This is a genomic window from Aliirhizobium wenxiniae (genome assembly GCF_014201355.1).
Taxonomy (GTDB): Bacteria; Pseudomonadota; Alphaproteobacteria; order Rhizobiales; family Rhizobiaceae; genus Neorhizobium; species Neorhizobium wenxiniae.
Map to the genome: position 1 here is coordinate 1,035,265 of NZ_JACHEG010000002.1, position 17,835 is coordinate 1,053,099.

General features: G+C 58.3%; 16 protein-coding genes and 1 tRNA gene. 7 read left to right on the forward strand and 10 right to left on the reverse strand.

The window, feature by feature from the left end; translation table 11 throughout:
* Positions 1 to 140: 140 nt before the first annotated feature.
* Complete coding sequence (locus HNQ72_RS12920; protein WP_183992624.1) at positions 141 to 1,430, forward strand: discoidin domain-containing protein; 1,290 nt, start codon at positions 141 to 143, stop codon at positions 1,428 to 1,430.
* Here HNQ72_RS12920 and HNQ72_RS12925 read toward each other — a convergent pair.
* A complete protein-coding gene (locus HNQ72_RS12925; RefSeq protein ID WP_183992625.1) occupies positions 1,421 to 1,798 on the reverse strand; it encodes a hypothetical protein in 378 nt (125 codons plus the stop codon). The genes HNQ72_RS12920 and HNQ72_RS12925 overlap by 10 nt on opposite strands.
* A gap of 201 nt (positions 1,799 to 1,999) precedes the next feature.
* Between HNQ72_RS12925 and HNQ72_RS12930 the strand changes: the two genes are divergently transcribed.
* Both HNQ72_RS12930 and HNQ72_RS12935 read left to right on the forward strand, forming a co-directional pair.
* Entirely contained in the window at positions 2,000 to 2,908 is a 909-nt protein-coding gene (locus HNQ72_RS12930) for an FkbM family methyltransferase (RefSeq protein ID WP_183992626.1), read from the forward strand.
* A 561-nt stretch (positions 2,909 to 3,469) separates the two neighbouring features.
* Positions 3,470 to 4,987, forward strand: coding sequence for a capsular polysaccharide export protein, LipB/KpsS family (locus HNQ72_RS12935; RefSeq protein WP_183992627.1), 1,518 nt, complete (start codon positions 3,470 to 3,472; stop codon positions 4,985 to 4,987).
* A 30-nt stretch (positions 4,988 to 5,017) separates the two neighbouring features.
* Here the strand turns inward: HNQ72_RS12935 and HNQ72_RS12940 are convergent, their stop codons facing one another.
* Positions 5,018 to 5,485 (reverse strand): hypothetical protein, encoded by a 468-nt coding sequence (locus tag HNQ72_RS12940; protein ID WP_183992628.1) that lies wholly within the window; start codon positions 5,483 to 5,485, stop codon positions 5,018 to 5,020.
* Between the two features lie 660 nt (positions 5,486 to 6,145).
* Positions 6,146 to 6,235 (reverse strand) — tRNA-Ser (locus HNQ72_RS12945).
* 357 nt (positions 6,236 to 6,592) lie between these two features.
* Between HNQ72_RS12945 and HNQ72_RS12950 the strand changes: the two genes are divergently transcribed.
* The 3 genes from HNQ72_RS12950 (at position 6,593) to HNQ72_RS12960 (ending at position 9,729) form a co-directional block, all read left to right on the forward strand.
* A complete protein-coding gene (locus tag HNQ72_RS12950; protein WP_183993121.1) occupies positions 6,593 to 7,297 on the forward strand; it encodes a GntR family transcriptional regulator in 705 nt (234 codons plus the stop codon).
* Between the two features lie 117 nt (positions 7,298 to 7,414).
* Positions 7,415 to 8,377 (forward strand): dihydrodipicolinate synthase family protein, encoded by a 963-nt coding sequence (locus HNQ72_RS12955; RefSeq protein ID WP_183992629.1) that lies wholly within the window; start codon positions 7,415 to 7,417, stop codon positions 8,375 to 8,377.
* Positions 8,378 to 8,484: 107 nt separating this feature from the next.
* Positions 8,485 to 9,729 (forward strand): NAD(P)/FAD-dependent oxidoreductase, encoded by a 1,245-nt coding sequence (locus HNQ72_RS12960; RefSeq protein WP_183992630.1) that lies wholly within the window; start codon positions 8,485 to 8,487, stop codon positions 9,727 to 9,729.
* On the opposite strand, the gene HNQ72_RS12965 is transcribed toward HNQ72_RS12960, so the two are convergent.
* A complete protein-coding gene (locus tag HNQ72_RS12965; RefSeq protein ID WP_183992631.1) occupies positions 9,726 to 10,301 on the reverse strand; it encodes a hypothetical protein in 576 nt (191 codons plus the stop codon). The two genes, HNQ72_RS12960 and HNQ72_RS12965, sit on opposite strands and share 4 nt — an antisense overlap.
* A 252-nt stretch (positions 10,302 to 10,553) precedes the next feature.
* Here HNQ72_RS12965 and HNQ72_RS12970 point away from each other — a divergent pair, with 252 nt between their 5' ends.
* Positions 10,554 to 12,329, forward strand: a complete 1,776-nt coding sequence (locus tag HNQ72_RS12970; protein WP_183992632.1) for a putative bifunctional diguanylate cyclase/phosphodiesterase — start codon at positions 10,554 to 10,556, stop codon at positions 12,327 to 12,329.
* 64 nt (positions 12,330 to 12,393) lie between these two features.
* Here the strand turns inward: HNQ72_RS12970 and HNQ72_RS12975 are convergent, their stop codons facing one another.
* From HNQ72_RS12975 to hutW, 6 genes are all read right to left on the reverse strand, one after another.
* Positions 12,394 to 13,236, reverse strand: a complete 843-nt coding sequence (locus HNQ72_RS12975) for an oxidoreductase (protein WP_183992633.1) — start codon at positions 13,234 to 13,236, stop codon at positions 12,394 to 12,396.
* Positions 13,237 to 13,437: 201 nt separating this feature from the next.
* On the reverse strand, positions 13,438 to 14,730 hold the full coding sequence (gene murA / locus HNQ72_RS12980; protein ID WP_183992634.1) for a UDP-N-acetylglucosamine 1-carboxyvinyltransferase: 1,293 nt from the start codon (positions 14,728 to 14,730) through the stop codon (positions 13,438 to 13,440).
* A gap of 105 nt (positions 14,731 to 14,835) precedes the next feature.
* Entirely contained in the window at positions 14,836 to 15,081 is a 246-nt protein-coding gene (locus HNQ72_RS12985) for a hypothetical protein (protein ID WP_183992635.1), read from the reverse strand.
* A gap of 71 nt (positions 15,082 to 15,152) precedes the next feature.
* Positions 15,153 to 15,833: an SDR family oxidoreductase gene (locus HNQ72_RS12990; RefSeq protein WP_244654377.1), complete on the reverse strand. Its 681-nt coding sequence runs from the start codon at positions 15,831 to 15,833 to the stop codon at positions 15,153 to 15,155.
* The gene (hutX, locus tag HNQ72_RS12995; RefSeq protein WP_183992636.1) at positions 15,826 to 16,356 is read right to left on the reverse strand and encodes a heme utilization cystosolic carrier protein HutX; all 531 of its coding nucleotides are present in this window, start codon (positions 16,354 to 16,356) and stop codon (positions 15,826 to 15,828) included. Before hutX ends, HNQ72_RS12990 begins: the two co-directional genes overlap by 8 nt.
* 27 nt (positions 16,357 to 16,383) lie before the next feature.
* A complete protein-coding gene (hutW, locus tag HNQ72_RS13000) occupies positions 16,384 to 17,739 on the reverse strand; it encodes a heme anaerobic degradation radical SAM methyltransferase ChuW/HutW (RefSeq protein WP_183992637.1) in 1,356 nt (451 codons plus the stop codon).
* Between the last annotated feature and the right edge of the window lie 96 nt (positions 17,740 to 17,835).

The window sequence follows — 17,835 nt, forward strand, 5'->3', positions numbered from 1 at the left end:
GGCCGTCAGGTCTCTTTAATCTGATTGGGCAAGATTATGAGATTTTTGCCGTCCAGTCCTCACGAGCTCAACTGATTCACCGACTCTATCCACATTAGCCTCCAACAGGTCACCCGGCCGCATATACGCTGCGTCAAAATATGGAGCAGAGACGTGCGGTTTATTATCCTATCGCGAGGCTTTGTCTGTCGGCTATAACTCTCATCGATTTTGATTCACCGACGACGGGTTCTCTCAGCATGCCGATCAGCCGACTTATAAGAGCGTTTCGTGGAGTTACTGATCCCAGAGGTAATCGAGATAGGATACTCGCAGCCGGTGACAGTCACTCGCAATTCTGGTCGGGTTACAATAACCTTTCCTCGGAAAAGAGCGTCTTTGCCGGCGTCGACCTCCTGCATGTAGGCCCTGCGACCGCTTATGGATTGAGCAAGCCGGGAACATCTACGCGGGCTATCGAAAAGATAACGGATCATCTTGATCGCCGCAGGGAAGAATACGGCTGTCTGCTTTTGAGCTTCGGCGAAATCGACTGTCGCGTGCACATAGTAAGAAACGCAATCATAAACGGTACTTCGCTTGATGTGGAGGTGGCCAAGGTCGTGAATAAATACCTAGATGCGGTCAACTCGCTTGTGAAGAAGTATGATATCCCTTGTGTGATATGGGGCCCTATCCCCTCATCGCCTCCCGGCAAGGTTAATTACCATCCGAGTTTCCCCACAGTTGGCGGCGTCCTTGAGCGGAATTACGCCGCGAAACGGTTCAATGAACTATTGGCCCAAAAAGTCGTCGAAGGCCGGATCGAGCATATAACAGTCTTCGATCATCTGATCGACGTCGGATATGTTACCAGAACTGAAGTCCTCTACGACGGATGCCACCTCTCCAACGTCGTCATGCCCCTGGCTGAACTTGAACTGCGCAAATCGCTCGAAAGGCTCGGCCTTGCTGAGAAGTTGAGTAGTGTCCTCAGTCGAGAGTGGCCGATTGCCCCGTCGATCAACCTGAGGAACGTAGCCATTGGCGCGAAGTGTATCCCCAGCAGCGTTTGGAAAGGCTTCGCTCCGAAACCATTTGGGCCGAAGCCTCTAGGAAAAGTGCATTTCCACACGAACAAGGATGATGTGCCAAGCCTGACCGTGAATCTCGATGCAGCTTATCTGATTCGACGAGTGGAAATAGATAACAGATCAGATGATCACGCTGCTCGAGCAGCAAGGATTGCAATCTCGGTTTCAGCAGACGGCAAGGAGTACACTGACGTTTATTCCCCAGATGATCGCATTTTTTTCGGTGCGGGTGATGATCGCTTAGTCGTAGAGATCGACCTTGATAAACCAGTTCGATTTGTCAAAATTTACCTGCGCGAGAAATCCTATCTCCACTTGGAGCACGTCTCGATATGGGCCCCCAGCTTCTACGCATGACGTGAAGCGTAATTTAAACAGGCGATGCAAAGGGCGACTGCTGGATCTTTGTGGTAAACCAAATCCTCTCCCTCGAAGGTAACTCGGGCTGCGTCAGATTCAATCACAATGGCGCAAGCACCCTGAGGGGAGATTTCTACCGACAGTTCATAACCTGCCTGCAGGTCGGTCGTATAATGCGGAACGAACCCAGGTTGTGATGTCTTCGGGTCAATCCACACGGTCTTGTAGACCGAAAAGCCACTAGCCTTATCGGTGGTCTCTACCTTTGCTGTGCCCCAGCCAAAGATAGTGGCCACTTCCAGATCCAAGTCGCGTGACCCCTGCTTGGCAGATTGCAGCGCCCTGATGGTGTCGTATAAGCCCATTCATATTCCCTTTTAATTGCCGGGCGATCTTAGACATCACGTCCAAGGTCGTAAACCGCCCACAGCCGAGAGACAGCCATTTGGACACGGCGGAAAGGGTGAATCGCGAATCTTCTAAATTGCGCGTATATGTCACTGTGACCTGTTGCCTCTGCGTAACGCTCCGTACATTATTCTGTGAGTGTCATTGGGAAGCGCTTTATGAACAAGATTGGTGTATCTCTTCAGCAGCAGGAACTTTACGACATTATCCTCAAGCGGGCTAAGTGGCGCCCCAAATCGAATATCATCCTTATCCCCTACATCAGGCATATGCAGAACTGGAACGCAATGCTGCGCCTCCTCTTCCCGCGATCGGCGGCCGGTTTGGATATGGTGCGGATCGGCGGCGCTAACGATGGGGGCTATGTGATGCTCGACCCTGGTCGAGATGGGGTGGCGTTAAGCCTGGGCGTGTCTTTGAAATCCCCTTGGGATCTCGAAATGGCAGAACGGGGTTATAAAGTTTATCAGTATGACGGGACCATCGAAAACCATCCGGATGAACATCCAAACTTAATTTTTACGAAGGCTAATATTGGAGCCGGCGCGAATTTACCGGAAGATTGGCAAAGCATTTCGGATGTCATTGCGACCCGTATCCCGAACGGAAAAGATGCGATTCTGCAGATCGACATCGAAGGTTCCGAATGGGATGTCTTCGAAGCCATGAGCGTCGAAGATCTGAAGGCGTTCAAACAGATTATCGTAGAGTTTCACGGTATCCGGCCTGATGTAGCAGCTTTCGCTCGTTATCTATCGGTCATGCGCAAGATCGACACGACACATGCGCCGGTTCACCTCCATTTCAATAATTATAGCGGCACCTATTGGTTTCCCGATCACACCTACGGCGTTACATCGTTGGAGGTGAGTTATGTCCGGCGCGACCCTGGCCTCGATTTTCGCCCCTCGGAACAATCATTCCCATGCGCATTAGATGAGCCGTGCGCTCCAGATATGGATGATATTCCCATCGGCACGTGGAAAAATATCAGAGACCGCATAGACGCCATCGACGGAGAGATAGCCGAGCGTAAGAGGCAGGAGAGCTTGGCCAAGGCTGGATAACGGTTAGTCTGTTGACCACCTGTTTTTAGCCGCCCTCAGGGCGGCTATCTTGTTTCCTATGAGGATGGATATGCCGCAGCGATGATAGACGTTGTTTTCGGTGGGGCTGTCGCAGCTAAGTCCGCATGCACGATCTTGAAATGGCGTAGTGTGAGACGATGACACCGCGTACCTTTTTCCTTCGATATTACTCGCGGCAGCGGACCTTTTGATATTATACGTCGCCATCGCAGCGAATGATCAGCTTTAGGTGGTGGTATGATTGGGTTTGTGGAGAGAAGAGTACGCGCTGGCCGGAACTTACCCGTCATGCGTATCATTCTCGCCGCCGCTGCATGGCTTTTGCCTCCCTTGAACACCACAAGGAAGGCCTCCGCTCTTATCTTTGAAGGTCGTCTTCTCATCGAATATCACGCCGGGCGACCGGCAGCGGCTGAGGACATTTTTTTCCGATATGCAAAACGGAAACAGCTCACTTTTTGGGCCGTCAGCACCTACATCGCGAAGGTGGTCGATCCTGGACACTCTCGGCGGCTCGAGGAGATTCGGCGGCATCCGCATTTGTCAGCAGGCGCTGCAGCCTTATTGGCCGAGGCGGCATCGAGGCTTGCCGGTGATGCTGCAGGAGACTCGTCGGGAGACCTGGCCCAAGAGCAGGCTGACCAGCTGAGCTATCATCAACGTCTTGCCGAGGACGGTTTGATTTTCATGCGGGCCGAGCCTGACTACGTTGACCTTACGCTTCCTCTATCAACAGCACTTTCCGCCGAAGCCTGTGATCGAGAGGAGATTTTTGCGGCTGCGATTACGCTTCTTGTCGCACAGTTGGCGAAGGTGGAGAAAAACAGGTCTCTCTCGCAAGAACATCTCGTCGATGTTGTTGCTGCTAGACTGAGCCTCTTTGATTTGCATGGCGCGCTGGCGTTTCTGAAACACCCCCATGTCGCGGGCATGGCGAAGGCACGCCAGCTTACGGCCGAGGTCGTCTCGCTTATCAACGAGACTGAGGATTATGGCTGTGCAGTCGGCATGGCGAACGAGGATATTCTGGCCCGCGCCGCGGGAGCGCGCACACCTTTGGACAAACGGCCAGTAATCCTTATGCCCGCCGCAGCCTTCCGCAGAAACAAGATCGACTATCCAGGGTTTCGCGCCGATATCAGGTTCGGTCTTTCGGCCATGTTGGCAGCCTTCGAAAACAATAAGGTCCCTTATGCTGTCAGGAGCCGTCTCAGAACTCACGGCTTCATCGACCTCCCCGCCCCCAGCTTTTCCTACCACACGATATCGCGCGGCAATCTGGGGCTCCATTTCAAGGAAACCGACAGGCCGTCTCTCTTCAGCTTCGATAGCCGCGGTTATGCGGGCTGGTCGGAGTTTTCGGATTTTTCGTTGGAACAATTGCGCGCTGCGGCTGTCGATCAGCAGGAAGCCGACGCATTTTTCGAAGAAGAAAAACGGCGCGTTATCGGCGGCAATCTGTCGAAATACCGGCAGGCTTCCGTGGCCGACAACGAGGACCTGCCGAAAAACTTCATCTTCGTTGCCTTGCAGTTGATCGGCGATGCCGTCAGCCAGCTTGCCTATCTCAGCCTGTTCGAGATGGTGGAAGAGGTCGTTCGGACGGCCGAGGCGAAAGGACTTTCCGTCGTTATCAAGCGGCACCCGCTTTGCACGACGTCGGAGGTTTCGCGGTTTCTGTCGAAGCTTGTTGCCGAGGGGCGAGTGGTCCAGGTCTATTCCAGCATTCACGCCATCATCCCGAAAGCCTTGGCCGTCTGCGTCGTCAATTCCGGCGTCGGCGCTGAGGCTCTGCTGCATGAGAAGCCGGTCTATGTGTTCGGCAGGGCCGACTACATGGCCGGCTGTTTTGTGTGCCGCCAGCCGGGCGATTTTGCGGCTCAGTTCGTTGCCGGAGAATCCAGGCTGAGGCCGGATGAGCTGCGGAAGTTCTGGTTCCTGCTGCGGAAACGCTACGCGATAGATCTACGAGACCGGGACAAGGCCGCTGCCGAGATCGAAGCACGCGTCATGGAGCACTTGAGGTTAACAATGCGGGATGCGCCATCATCCCAGTGATCCTGACCGAGCGCCCGCGGGAGGTTAGAGTTAGGCAAAAGCGATCAGTGCCCGGTTTCGGCGCTGAAGAAATGTATTGGCAGGCATCGCACCTACAACCAACAGGATTTCCTCGTGTGAGGGGTAGTCCTTGCTTTTCGGGACATTGGCGGAATTTACGAGACGACGCTGCGGCGTGAAATATTCATGCAGGTGGGCCGGCACGTTCTCATATCCAGGCTGCTTGGCGAGCCATTCGAAGAAATCTTTCAAATGGCCGAACGAACTGACGATTGTTTTCAGTGCCAGTTCTTTGCCGGAAGCCCCCTGCTCCTCGAGCTTGTCCTTGTAGCGCACAATCGCCTCTTTATCGATATTCCGGAAGTCGATGTTCCCCGTCAGCTCGAGGAATTGCCATATGTGCTGGAGCATAGCGTTGACCGTTTTCGGGTGGCGTGCCCGAGCATGCGTGACATGCATCTGATATTCGTAGATCGGGAAAGCATTCGCGTTGGTCATGCGGTTTCCATGCCTTTCGTGCCAGCGGACAGTCCATGATCTGCTTTTTCGGAAGCAAGCCGGCGGTCTCCATCTCCTGGCGGTCGTATTCGATAAGTTCCGCAAGGCACCACCGAGTGGTCGTACCCTGGAATTTCGTGGGCTTCGGGAACGTCGGAGAGCTTTTCGCCCAGCTCCAAATGGTCTGCTTTTTGACGCCGTAGCGCTGCGCCACGTCTTTATCGGACAGGAACGGTCCAAGGTCCGAGGGAGCCGCTTTAAGCGCAGCGGGTTCGCGTACCTCGCCCAACTCCTTCTTCTTCGGGCTTTCCTTCGTGGCCGCAGAGATTGCCTTATGGTCGCCGACGCAGAAGAGATCCGTCGTCGGTTCATCCAAGCCTGCCTTCTGAGCAGCGTATCGATTGGTGGGGGAGAGTTGATCCGGGCTCTTTGGCCGGCGCGGAATGGCAGTTTGCATGCTAAATCCTTTCGCCTATCGGCGAACAGAGAAATTTAGCACCTCTTGCGTATGGACCTTTCGAGCCCGTAATAAGGGGTGTACCCGACCGCACCCGGAAATGACAATCCGAGCCTAGAGAAAAATCACGAAAAAATGGTGTGATGGGCCAGCAATCGCCAACCTTGGAAAACATAGAAAAATCAATATTTTACGAAGAATAATGGCGGACAAGGTGGGATTCGAACCCACGGTACGCTTTCACGTACACACGCGTTCCAGGCGTGCGCCTTAAACCACTCGGCCACCTGTCCTTCAGGATGTTCTGTGTCGCTGCGGACCCAAAAACGTTGGAACGGCGCGATATATACCGAGGATTTTTTCAGGATCAACCTCAATCTGAGAAAAATGAAGAGATAATGACATTTATCCGAAATTAGATGTGTCTCGATTTCGAGCTGGCCGATAATCAGGCCTGCCCGCCGTCAAATTGCGGCAGAATTGCCGTCATCGTCGCTTTTACATCCATGTCCCGGCGCCGCTCGCGCCTGCGGTGCCTTGTCATCAACTCGTTGATGGAGCAAGCCGAGGAGAACGATGTGCCTTTGGCTTAACGCCTCACGCCTAATGCGCTAACATGAAAAGACATCATGTCGACAAGCGAGGTGCAGATGACCAATGACGATTCGAGCCAGATCACGGAACGCAAGCGCGGCTCCGGGGTCAAACTGGTCTATGATCTGTTGCGTGACGAAATTCTCGACCTGAAGCTTGTTCCCGGCAGCGCCATCGACGAGGTGCAGCTTGCGGCGCGTTTCGGCATGTCGCGCACGCCGATCCGCGAGGCGCTTGTGCGGCTTGCCGGCGAAGGGCTGATCGAGACCCTGCCGAACCGCTCGACCATGGTGTCGAATATCGATTTTCTCGGCATGCCCGCCTATTTCGATGCGCTGGTGCTGATGTACCGCGTCACCACGCGGCTGGCTGCCCAGCATCACAGGGCAGACGATCTTCTTATCATCCGCGAGCGGCAGGCGGAGTTCAGCGCGGCGGTGGCGGCGCAGGATGCGCTGGCGATGATCGCCACCAATGCCGATTTCCATTCGGCTATCGCCGCTGCCGGCCGCAATGCCTATTACGCCAATTTTTTCGACCGGCTGCTCGGCGAGGGCCGCCGCATGCTGCGCCTCTATTACCAGTCCTACGAGGACCGCCTGCCGGCGCGTTATGTCGACGAGCATGAGGAAATCATCGCCGCCGTCGAGGCGCGCGACGTGACCGAGGCCGACCGTCTCGGCAAGGCGCATGGCGAGCAGATCGTCGAACAGATCGGCCGGCTTCTGACCCGCAACGACCGGCTCGATATTGATCTTTGACATCTTGTATTTTTTTTGTCGACAAAGAAAATGGAAGGCGTATTCTGTGATCCAGAGGCCAAGGCCGAAGGTTAGGAATCGTCTCCGCCGGCCGTTTTGATATCGAGGACTTGCAAGATGAAATCGAAGATTTTCTCCGGCGTCGTACCGGCACTGATGACCCCCTGCAAAAGCGACCGCACACCGGATTTCGACGCGCTGGTGGCCAAGGGCAAGCAACTGATCGAAGCCGGCATGTCGGCTGTCGTCTATTGCGGCTCGATGGGTGACTGGCCGCTTCTCACCGACGCGCAGCGCATGGAAGGCGTCGAGCGCCTGGTGAAGGCCGGCATTCCGGTCATCGTCGGCACAGGTGCGATCAATTCGGCTTCGGCCGTGGCGCTTGCTGCCCACGCCCAAAAGGTCGGCGCACAAGGCCTGATGGTCATCCCGCGCGTCCTGTCGCGCGGTTCGGTGATCTCTGCCCAGAAGGCCCATTTCAAGGCAATCCTCTCGGCGGCTCCGGATCTTCCGGCGGTCATCTACAACAGCCCCTATTACGGCTTTGCCACCCGCGCCGACCTGTTCTTCGCGCTGCGCGCAGAACATCCGAACCTCGTCGGCTTCAAGGAATTCGGTGGTCCGGAAGACATGCGTTACGCGGCCGAGAACATCACCAGCCGTGACGACGACGTGACGCTGATGATCGGCGTCGATACCGCCGTCTACCATGGTTACGTCAATTGCGGCGCAACCGGCGCCATCACCGGCATCGGCAATGTTCTGCCGAAGGAAGTGCTGCATCTGTGCAATCTCGCCCAGGCTGCCGCCAAGGGCGATGCGGATGCACGTGTGCGCGCCAAGGAGCTGGAAGAGGCGCTCGGTGTGCTTTCCTCCTTCGACGAAGGTCCGGATCTGGTGCTTTATTTCAAGCACATGATGGTATTGAAGGGGAACAAGGAGTTTGCCCTGAACTTCATCGAGACCGATGTGCTTTCCGACAGCCAGCGCGGTTATGTCGAGGCGCAGCTGAAACTCTTCGACAGCTGGTATGCCGACTGGAGCAAGCTGCCCGGCGCAGTTCAGACCTGCAAGGCCTGATATTCGAACATGCAAAGCCCTCCCACGCGGAGGGCTTTGTCGCATCAGAACAAGGGGAACATGCGCGAAGCCGGGAAACGGCCGCGCGAGGCGGGACGATCAGGGAAATGGCAAGGTCGGATATAGTCGTCATCGGGGCGGGGGTCGTCGGCCTTTCCGTCGCCATCGCTGCGCAGATGCGCGGTTTCAACGTTACGGTCATCGACCGCGAAGGCCCGGCGGCGGGTGCTTCGGCAGGTAACGCAGGCGCCTTCGCCTTTACCGATATCCTGCCGCTTGCCTCGCCGGGCATCCTCAAAAAAGCGCCGAAATGGCTGCTCGATCCGCTCGGGCCACTCTCCATCCCGCCTGCCTATGCGCTCAACATCGCGCCATGGATGTTCCGGTTCTGGCGCGCCTGTTCGGCCTCGCGCGTGGCGCATTCGACCAGCGCCCAGACGGCCCTGATGGATCTTTCCAAGGCGGAGCTCGAACCTTTCCTCTCCGCGACCGAGACGCTGCCCATGCTGCGCAAGGAAGGCAATCTGCAGGTCTACGAAAGCGATGCTGAATTCCGCGCCTCGCTGCCCGGCTGGGAGGCGCGTGAACAGCATGGCATCGAGTTCCGGCATATGGATGCAGCCGAGATGGCCGGCATTCAGCCGGGCATCGCCCCCCGTTTCATCCGCGGCACGTTCACGCCCGGCTGGTATTCGATCGCCGATCCGAAACTCTACACGCTGGCACTCGCCGAAAATTTTCGCGCCCGCGGTGGTGTGATCGAGATTTCCGAGGTTAAGGGATTGCGCCCGGTGGCGGATGGCGTCGATATCGTTCTTGCGGGCGACGTGGTGCGGTCGGCCGGCAAGGTCGTGCTGTCGGCCGGGGCGTTCTCGCATCGCATTGCCCGAACCCTTGGCGAAAACATCCCGCTGGAGACCGAGCGCGGCTATAACACCACCCTCCCCTCCGATGCTCTTGACCTGCGCACGCAGGTCACATTCGGTGGTCATGGCTTCGTCGTTACGCGGCTGACGAGCGGCATTCGCGTCGGCGGGGCGGTGGAACTCGGCGGGCTGTCATTGCCGCCGAATTATGCGCGCTCGAAAGCGATGCTGAAAAAGGCAAAAGCCTTCCTGCCGGGCCTGAAAACCGAAGGCGGCGTGCAGTGGATGGGCTTTCGACCGTCCATGCCGGACAGCCTGCCCGCAATCGGCCGGGCAAAGGCGAGCGCAAAGGTCATCTTTGCCTTCGGCCACGGCCATCTCGGGCTAACGCAATCGGCAGGCACGGCGCGACTGGTGGCGGATCTTCTGCAGGATCGGCCGCCTGCTATCGATCTCAAGTCGTTTTCGCCCAGCCGCTTCGCTTAAGCTCGCAACACTCCGGTAATCAGCGTCACGGATACGACAGCCAGCCAGATGGAGGCGGCACGCTGGACCAGCAGCAGCCGTCTGTTGCCGCCATCACCCGCCTGGGTCAGCCGGCCGAAGCCGCCCCACAGCATGGCAACAACCATGACCATGATGCAGAAGGCGCCAAGACGCGGCAGGAACTGGCTGTCGGCCGGTGCCGGTAAAAGCACGAGGCCGAAAATCAGGGCCTTGGGGTTGAGCACAGTGGTGAGATAGACACGGCCGGCGGTCACGCCGCTGCCGTTTTGCGCATCGCCCGGCATGCGCCAAAGCCTGACGGCGAGAAACATGACCCACGCAGCGGCAACCACTTTCAATGATACGGAAGCGGATGGAAAGCGGGCCAGAAGCTCAGCGCCCAGCCATGTCAACGGCAGGATCGTCGTCAGGTAACCGGCAAGCTCCGCCGGAAGAAGCCTGGCGGATGCGCCAAGGCCGCCACGCGCGCCGGCAATGCCCATCAACGTGTTCGTCGGCCCCGGCGCCAGAAGAAGCGCAAGAACCGCGGAGAGGAAGGCAAAATATGTCATGTGCAGATAGGATTCCCCGAGAGCTGCCCGGACGCTAGGGCGGGCGGAGGTGCGAAACATTGACCTGCGTCACCTTCGCAACCATATTTCTCAACAATATCGACGTTTTATAATAATTACGCCTGCCAGAATAACCTTATACTTACCTTTGAACGGACATCATCGGAACATTCAATATCCAAGTCATTTAGAACCGGGAAATTTTGACGGATGGCAGTCGTGAGGGGACGACTTCAACAGGAAATACTGGATATGCTTGCCCGTGGTTGCTCGGTGAGGGAGGCCGGCAATCATATCTGCAGTCATGCCGAACAGATGGCCGAAGGCGTGCTCTGCTCACTGGTCACCGTCGATCGCAGCGGCCATCTGCATCCTTTGGCCGGCCCAACCATTTCGGAAGAGTATTCGGCAGCACTAGACGGTATCGCGATCGGGCCGGGTGTCGGCTCCTGCGGTACTGCCGCCTTTCTCGGTCAGCCGATCGCGGTCGAGAATATCTTCACCGATCCTTACTGGCTGCCGTATCGGGCGCTCGCGGACATTCTGGCAAGAGAACACGAGGTCATGGCCTGCTGGTCGAGCCCGATCCTGCAGAGCGACGGTCGTGTGCTCGGTGCCTTCGGTTTCTACTACAAGGAAAACCGGGGACCGACCGAAGAGGAGCGTATGATCGTTGCCGAATGCGTCGACCTCTGCTCGCTGGTGCTTGAACGCGAAGAGATGAAGGCGGAGAACCAGCGACTTGCCTATTTCGATATTCTCACAGGGCTGGGCAACCGCGCCAATTTTATCAGAACGGTCGAGGAGAGGGCGAAGAACAATCCCGATCCGTTCGGCATCCTCTTGATCGATATCGACCATCTCGGGCAGATCAACGATGCCTTCGGCCACACGACTGGCGACCGGCTGATCCTTGAGGCGGCGCATGCGATCACGCGGAATATCGGACCTGAGCAAAGCTTCAGAGTCGATGCCGACGAATTTGCGGTACTGATCGACAACGATCCGTCGGATCTGGCCACGGTCTGCACGAGCATCCTGGACGCGATGGCAGAGCGCAACCTGCAAGAAAACAGCCACACACTTCGCCTCTCGGCAAGCTGCGGCGGTGCCATCTGCGACCCATCGCATCCGTCCGGCGTTCCGTCCTATCTGCAGCATGCCAATCTCGCGCTTCATCATGCGAAACAGACTGCGCGCGGCAGTTTCGTTCTTTACAGCGACGAGCTTACCGGCGCGATGACGGAGCGTTTTCGTGTCCTTCAAACAGTGACCAACGCACTTATCGAAGAGCGTATAGAGCCGTATTACCAACCGATCGTCCGGCTAGACACCAAGCAGATCGTCGGGTTGGAAGCGCTTTGCCGCGTGCGCACGGCGGACGGACAGGTTCTTTCGGCCGGAATGTTTGCGGAAGCCTTGCAGGATGCGTCGCTGGGCCATCAGCTGACGAACCTCATGCTGAAGCAGGTTGCCCGCGACATGCGCTCATGGCGCGATCGGAATATTCCGCTTTCCTATGTCAGCGTGAATGTGTCGATGGCCGATTTCGATCAGGGAGATCTGCGGGCGCGGATCAGCCAGATCTTCTCACAGGAAAAGGTGCCGCCCGAACAGGTCGTCGTCGAAGTCACCGAAACGGTCTATATGGACGAACGCGACAGCAAGGTCGGCCAGACGATCGAAGGCATGCGTGCCGATGGACTGCTGGTGGCACTCGACGATTTCGGTACCGGTTATGCCTCGCTTACCCATCTCCTGAATTTCCCGGTCGATATCGTCAAGATCGACAAGAGCTTCGTCGATCGCATGTCGGGCGGCCCCGGCGAGGTGATCATCAAGGCGCTGCTCGGCATGGCGAGCGGACTGGGTGTTCGCATGGTGGCGGAAGGTGTCGAGACCACCGATCAGGCGCTTCGCCTGCAGCGTCTCGGTTGCGGTTTTGCACAGGGGTATCTGTTCGGTCGGCCTGCAGATCGCGAAACGACAACCGAAATCCTTCGTCAGGCGCAGCAGCGATCGGCCTGAACGTACGCAACAAAAAGCCGGAGCGAATACCACGCCCCGGCTTCGTCCAATGGGTGTCAAAAGCTTATTTCGGGAAATCGGCAGAGAGGCTGACATCCTTCCAGCTCTCGATTTCGGCAAGGCGCTCCGCAAGCTTGCCGGTGATGCCGTTATAGGCAAGTTCACCGAGCACGAGATGGCGCGGCGGGTTTTGCGTTTCGGTCGCCTTGATCATCGCCTCGCCTGCACGAACCGGATCGCCCGGCTGCTTGCCGCTATAGCCGGCAGTTGTCGTCATGCGGCTGCCGGCGGTGTCTTGATACTCTGCGATCTTCACCGGTGTCTGTTTCAGGGAACGGCCAGCCCAATCGGTACGGAAAGGCCCCGGCGCCACACAGGTCACCTTGATGCCGATCGGAGCGCCTTCGGCGGCGAGCGCATCGGAAAAGCCTTCGACCGCATGTTTGGTGGCGGCGTAATAGCCCGATCCGGCAAAGCCTATGAAACCGGCCTGTGATGTGAGGTTGAGGATATGGCCCTTGCGACGGGTGCGCATGCCGGGCAGGACGGCACGCGTCATGGCGAAGAGTCCGAAGACATTGGCGTCGAACATGTCCCTGATTTCGGCTTCTTCACCTTCCTCGAGCGAGGCCTGATAGCCGTAGCCGGCATTGTTGACCAACACATCGATGCGGCCGAATTTTTCTTCCGCAGCCTTCACCGCGGCCTCGATCTGGGCCTGATCCGTGACGTCGAGATCGACGGCCAGTGCATTGTCATAATCTTCAACCAGATCGGCAAGACGGCTCTTGTCGCGTGCGGTGACAACGGTCGGCCAGCCGCGGTCGAGCGTCAGCTTGGCAAGGTCGCGACCAAAACCGGTCGAGCAGCCGGTGATGAACCAGACGGGGGAAGAAACGTCAGCCATGGGAAATCTCCGATGAGAGCAAGTTCAGCAAAAGTGGGCGCCGATTCTGCGTCCGGAATTGCGTGGAAACAAAGAGAACGAGCCGGATCATAAAATATGAGGCGGGAAGACAATGGGATGCCGCTTCAACATAGGGATACGAAAAAGGACGGCAAGGGTTTCCCTGCCGTCCTTTCAAAGACTTTGTGATTTAGGCGACGATCAGTCGCTGACGCGTTCGACGATTGCGCCGCAGCGGGTGAGCTTCTCTTCCAGACGCTCGAAACCGCGGTCGAGGTGGTAGACGCGGCTGACCATCGTGTCGCCTTCGGCGGCAAGGCCGGCGATGACGAGCGATACCGAGGCGCGCAGGTCGGTCGCCATAACCGGGGCGCCCTTCAGCTTGGAAACGCCTTCGATCCGCGCCATCTGGCCCGAGAGCGAGATCTTGGCACCGAGGCGGGCCAGTTCCTGCACGTGCATGAAACGGTTTTCGAAGATTGTTTCAGTCACATGCGAGACACCGGAGGAACGGGTCATCAGCGCCATGAACTGCGCCTGCAGGTCGGTCGGGAAGCCCGGGAAGGGTTCGGTGACGATGTCGACCGGCTGGATGCCGTTACCGTTGCGCACGACGCGCAGGCCGCTTTCGGTCTCGGTGATTTCGGCACCGGCGAGACGCAACGTGTCCAGCGCGTTATCGAGCAGCGAGGCGCGTGTGCCCGTCAGCGTTACATCGCCGCCGGTCATGGCGACGGCCATGGCATAGGTGCCGGTCTCGATACGGTCAGGCAGCACGCGGTGACGCGCGCCATGCAGGGAGGAAACGCCTTCGATGGTGATCGTCTTGGTGCCGGCACCGGTGATCTTGGCGCCCATGGCAATCAGGCAATCCGCCAGATCGACGATTTCCGGCTCGCGCGCGGCATTGTCGATAACGGTCGTGCCCTTGGCGAGCGTCGCTGCCATCAGCAGAACGTGGGTGGCGCCGACCGAAACCTTGGGGAAGGTGTAATGCGCGCCGACGAGACCGCCCTTCGGGGCGGATACGTTGACATAACCACCATCGATCTCGATCTCGGCGCCGAGTGCTGCAAGGCTGTCGAGGAAGAGGTCGACCGGGCGCGTGCCGATGGCGCAACCGCCCGGCAACGATACACGGGCTTTGCCTTCACGCGCCAGAAGCGGGCCGATGACCCAGAAGGAGGCGCGCATCTTCGAGACCAGCTCGTAAGGAGCGGTGGTGTCGACAATCGTGCGGCAAGTGAACTGTATGGTGCGGGCATAGCTGTCGGTTTGGCCTTCGCGGCGTCCGTTGACGGAGATATCGACGCCGTGATTGCCGAGAATGCGCAGAAGCTGCTCGACGTCTGCCAGGTGCGGCACGTTTTCAAGCGTCAGGGTGTCGCTGGTCAGAAGCGAGGCGATCATCAGCGGCAGGGCGGCGTTCTTGGCGCCGGAAATCGGAATGATGCCGTTCAGCTTGTTGCCGCCGGTAATGCGAATGCGATCCATGGTTGAAAAACTTTCCCTCTCACGCTCGGAAGGTCGCGTCCTTAGACGAAAACCCCTGGCGCTTCAATGTTTCTGAAATCTCGTGACGTCCCGTGACCGCTATAGTCAGGATGATTCGTCCGATTTTGCGGCAGACGGTGTGGATGCCGGAAGTCCCTGTGTATCGTCCGCTTCGCCGGCACGGCGGGCGCGGGCCTGTCCCTTGCGACGCATCAGATTTTCGCGAAGCTTTGCTGCGGCCTTTGCCTTGCGCTCGGCCTCTCGCGCCGCCTGCGCCCTGCGGGCGCGATCACCGCGGCTTTCGCCCCTTGCGAGGGCATCATCTTCATTTACGTCGTCATTTTCGGCCATGGATGTCCATAACCAAAAAGCCCGGAAAACAAAAGCGCACTCGGTGCTTTTATCACCGGGTGCGAAATGCCTCACGCGAGCGGAAAGGGCTCGACCGGCGTGTCGCAACTCATCCGGTTGCGATCGACGGCGGCCAATGCATGGCGGGATGTCGCAGGATCACGAAGCACCCGGAAGGCAAGCAGCGCGACATCAGCGCGGTGAATGAAACCGTGGACCCGAGGGTTCCGTGTCAGAAGCCCATTGCCCGTGGCCGGTTCGGAGACGAGACCGCCCGGACGCAGGATCGTCCAGTCGAGACCGCTCTTTTTCAACCTGTCTTCGGCAAGCGTCTTGGCGTCGACGACCGCACCGAAGGCCGCGATCGCTCTTTCCGACCGATAGGGCGCCATGTCTCCGCAGCCCATGGAGGTGATGAAAACAAAGCGCTCTGCCCTGCCGCTTGCAGCCGCCGCTTCGATGACGTTGATATTGCCTTCGTCATCGACAAGCCGGCCATCCTCGCCTCTGCCGCTCAATGTCGAGACGATATCGAACGGGCAGGCCATGTGCTCCAGCGCCTGCTCTACCTCCTGCCGCGACAGGGCATCGCCGCGCAGGATCTCGATGCCGATTTCCTGCAGATACCCGGCATCCGATTGCTGCCTCAGCATCGCTGCCACCGGACGACCGGCGGCGCGCTCGAGCCTAGCCAGTTCGAGGCCGACGCCGCGGCTTGCACCGAAGATCAGAAGCGGCCGCATGTCAGGCATTGCCTGCAGGCCTGGCAAACTGGATGGCAAGCCGTTCGAAGCGCTCGACCTGCACGGCCTTCAACTTGCGTTCCCTGTCGCGCCCAACATAGATCTTGAAAATGGTCTCCCCTTCGGCATTGAAAAACTGGATCGACCTGGTTTCCATGCCCATGAAGAGGCGGCGGACGAAGAAGATCGCGGCGCAGTTTTCCGGGCGCAGATGGCCGGAAAGGCCGCCGGGGCCGCCGTGCAGATTATACATGCCGTGGCCCATCTCTCCCTTGGGCAGAGGGCCGGAAAACTCGATGATCGCGTCCTTCGAATGGCAGATGAACATGACATCGCCCCAGTTGGCGATATCCGTCAGCACATCGATGAAATGGCGTCCGTCAATGCGGGTGACGCCTTCCGGCAAACATTCGAGCACCGTCTGGAACGGGACGCCATGCTGCGCGGCGAGCGCTTCCAGAACGCCGTCCGGCTTTTCGGCGATGGCCTGTTTGATCTTCGTGATGGCTTCGGCGTGGTCGAGGTCGGGCATGTCCCAGCTCCGTTCGCAAGAGGTCGTTCAGGCCGCGTCGCGTGACGGGCCCAGTTCAAGGGTCAGAATGTCGTGGAGGGCCGAAATCAGGTTCGAGTACCAGAAGCGGCCCGCGGTGGTGAGTTCGACGATGCCGCCCGCAAACGACAGGAGGCCTGCTTCCTGCCACTGGGCAAGCAGCGGCTCCAGCACCGGCGTCATTGCTCGCCCCGAGGTCCGGTCCAGCTGGCCGAGATCGAGATGTCCGACCTCGAAACCTGCGGTCACAAGCGTGCGCAGGGCGGAAAGCTCGTCGGAAATCATCATCATGCCGAGCGATTTGCGGCCGGCCCTTATGTCGTCGGCATAAACCGCCAGGTCGCCGCTCAGGCCGTAACCGACCGGACCGATGGAGCCGCCGGCGCCAGAACCGAAGGCGATGCAGTCGGCGCCCTGCTTGATCAGCAGGTTATAGAGATTTCTCTCGCGCGTGGTGCGGGCCCAATGGTTGTTGCTGATCTGGCGCCAGTTCCTGCGCCGGAAAAATTCAGCCCCGGTTCGGTAAAACGCGCCGATCTGGTTCAAATTCGGCGTTGCCGGAAACTTTCCGGCTTCAATCGCTTTGAAGAGCGGCGTTGTCGGGATGAGGTTCAACCCATAGAGATCCAGCCCATCGGGGCCGATATCGGCTGCGGTTTCGAGATCCCTCTGCCATACATCCAGCGTCTGCCCCGGCAGCCCGTAGATGAGGTCGATCACCACGGCGGCGCGATCCTGGTCGCGGAGATATTCGAGAAAGCGGACAGCCTCCTCGCGGCTGGAGCGACGCCCCTGCCTTTTCCTCACATCCGTATCGAAGGTCTGGACACCGATCGAAAACCGGTTCGCCCCCGCCTCCAGGCAGGCATCGATCTTGTCCGGCGTGAAATGGATGATCCGGCCTTCGACGGTGATCTCGCAATCGGGCGCGAGCGGCAGCTCGGTCCGGACCGTCGTGATGATCCGCGACAGTTCTTCCGCGCTCAGCGCCGTCGGCGTGCCACCGCCGAGATAGACGGCATGGATCGGGTTGTGACGCAGGGCATCGGTCTGCGCCTCGCGCCTGATTTCCTCAATCACCAGCTCGGTATAGTCGGCCCCGGTCTGCGGCACATAGGCATTGCGGTAAAAGCCGCAGAACAGGCAATGGTTGGCGCAGAAAGGGACATGGATATAGGCGAGCCGCTTGCCCGGTTTAGCCGGCTGCGACTGAAGTTCCAGCCAGACATCCTGCATCTCTTCCGGCGGCAGACGCCGCTTGCCGCGAAAAGGCATCACAGCGCCCCGGCGGCTGAATGCCTCACTGAGTGGATCGAGCCCGGTTCCGGCCGCAAAATAGCGCGCCAAGTCCTCACTCGATGCCATGCCCAAACTTCTCCGCTGATTACCGATCGTCAATATGACGGCAATCTAGAGGCTGGAGAGATTGGAGCACTTGCTGCAGATCAAGTGACTTGAGAG

Coding starts and splice junctions, on each gene's coding strand:
- HNQ72_RS12920 (WP_183992624.1), top strand. CDS start 141: ATGGAGCAGAGACGTGCGGTTTATTATCCTATCGCGAGGCTTTGTCTG.
- HNQ72_RS12925 (WP_183992625.1), bottom strand. CDS start 1,798: ATGGGCTTATACGACACCATCAGGGCGCTGCAATCTGCCAAGCAGGGG.
- HNQ72_RS12930 (WP_183992626.1), top strand. CDS start 2,000: ATGAACAAGATTGGTGTATCTCTTCAGCAGCAGGAACTTTACGACATT.
- HNQ72_RS12940 (WP_183992628.1), bottom strand. CDS start 5,485: ATGACCAACGCGAATGCTTTCCCGATCTACGAATATCAGATGCATGTC.
- HNQ72_RS12950 (WP_183993121.1), top strand. CDS start 6,593: ATGACCAATGACGATTCGAGCCAGATCACGGAACGCAAGCGCGGCTCC.
- HNQ72_RS12955 (WP_183992629.1), top strand. CDS start 7,415: ATGAAATCGAAGATTTTCTCCGGCGTCGTACCGGCACTGATGACCCCC.
- HNQ72_RS12960 (WP_183992630.1), top strand. CDS start 8,485: ATGGCAAGGTCGGATATAGTCGTCATCGGGGCGGGGGTCGTCGGCCTT.
- HNQ72_RS12965 (WP_183992631.1), bottom strand. CDS start 10,301: ATGACATATTTTGCCTTCCTCTCCGCGGTTCTTGCGCTTCTTCTGGCG.
- HNQ72_RS12970 (WP_183992632.1), top strand. CDS start 10,554: ATGCTTGCCCGTGGTTGCTCGGTGAGGGAGGCCGGCAATCATATCTGC.
- HNQ72_RS12975 (WP_183992633.1), bottom strand. CDS start 13,236: ATGGCTGACGTTTCTTCCCCCGTCTGGTTCATCACCGGCTGCTCGACC.
- murA (WP_183992634.1), bottom strand. CDS start 14,730: ATGGATCGCATTCGCATTACCGGCGGCAACAAGCTGAACGGCATCATT.
- HNQ72_RS12985 (WP_183992635.1), bottom strand. CDS start 15,081: ATGGCCGAAAATGACGACGTAAATGAAGATGATGCCCTCGCAAGGGGC.
- HNQ72_RS12990 (WP_244654377.1), bottom strand. CDS start 15,833: ATGCCTGACATGCGGCCGCTTCTGATCTTCGGTGCAAGCCGCGGCGTC.
- hutX (WP_183992636.1), bottom strand. CDS start 16,356: ATGCCCGACCTCGACCACGCCGAAGCCATCACGAAGATCAAACAGGCC.
- hutW (WP_183992637.1), bottom strand. CDS start 17,739: ATGGCATCGAGTGAGGACTTGGCGCGCTATTTTGCGGCCGGAACCGGG.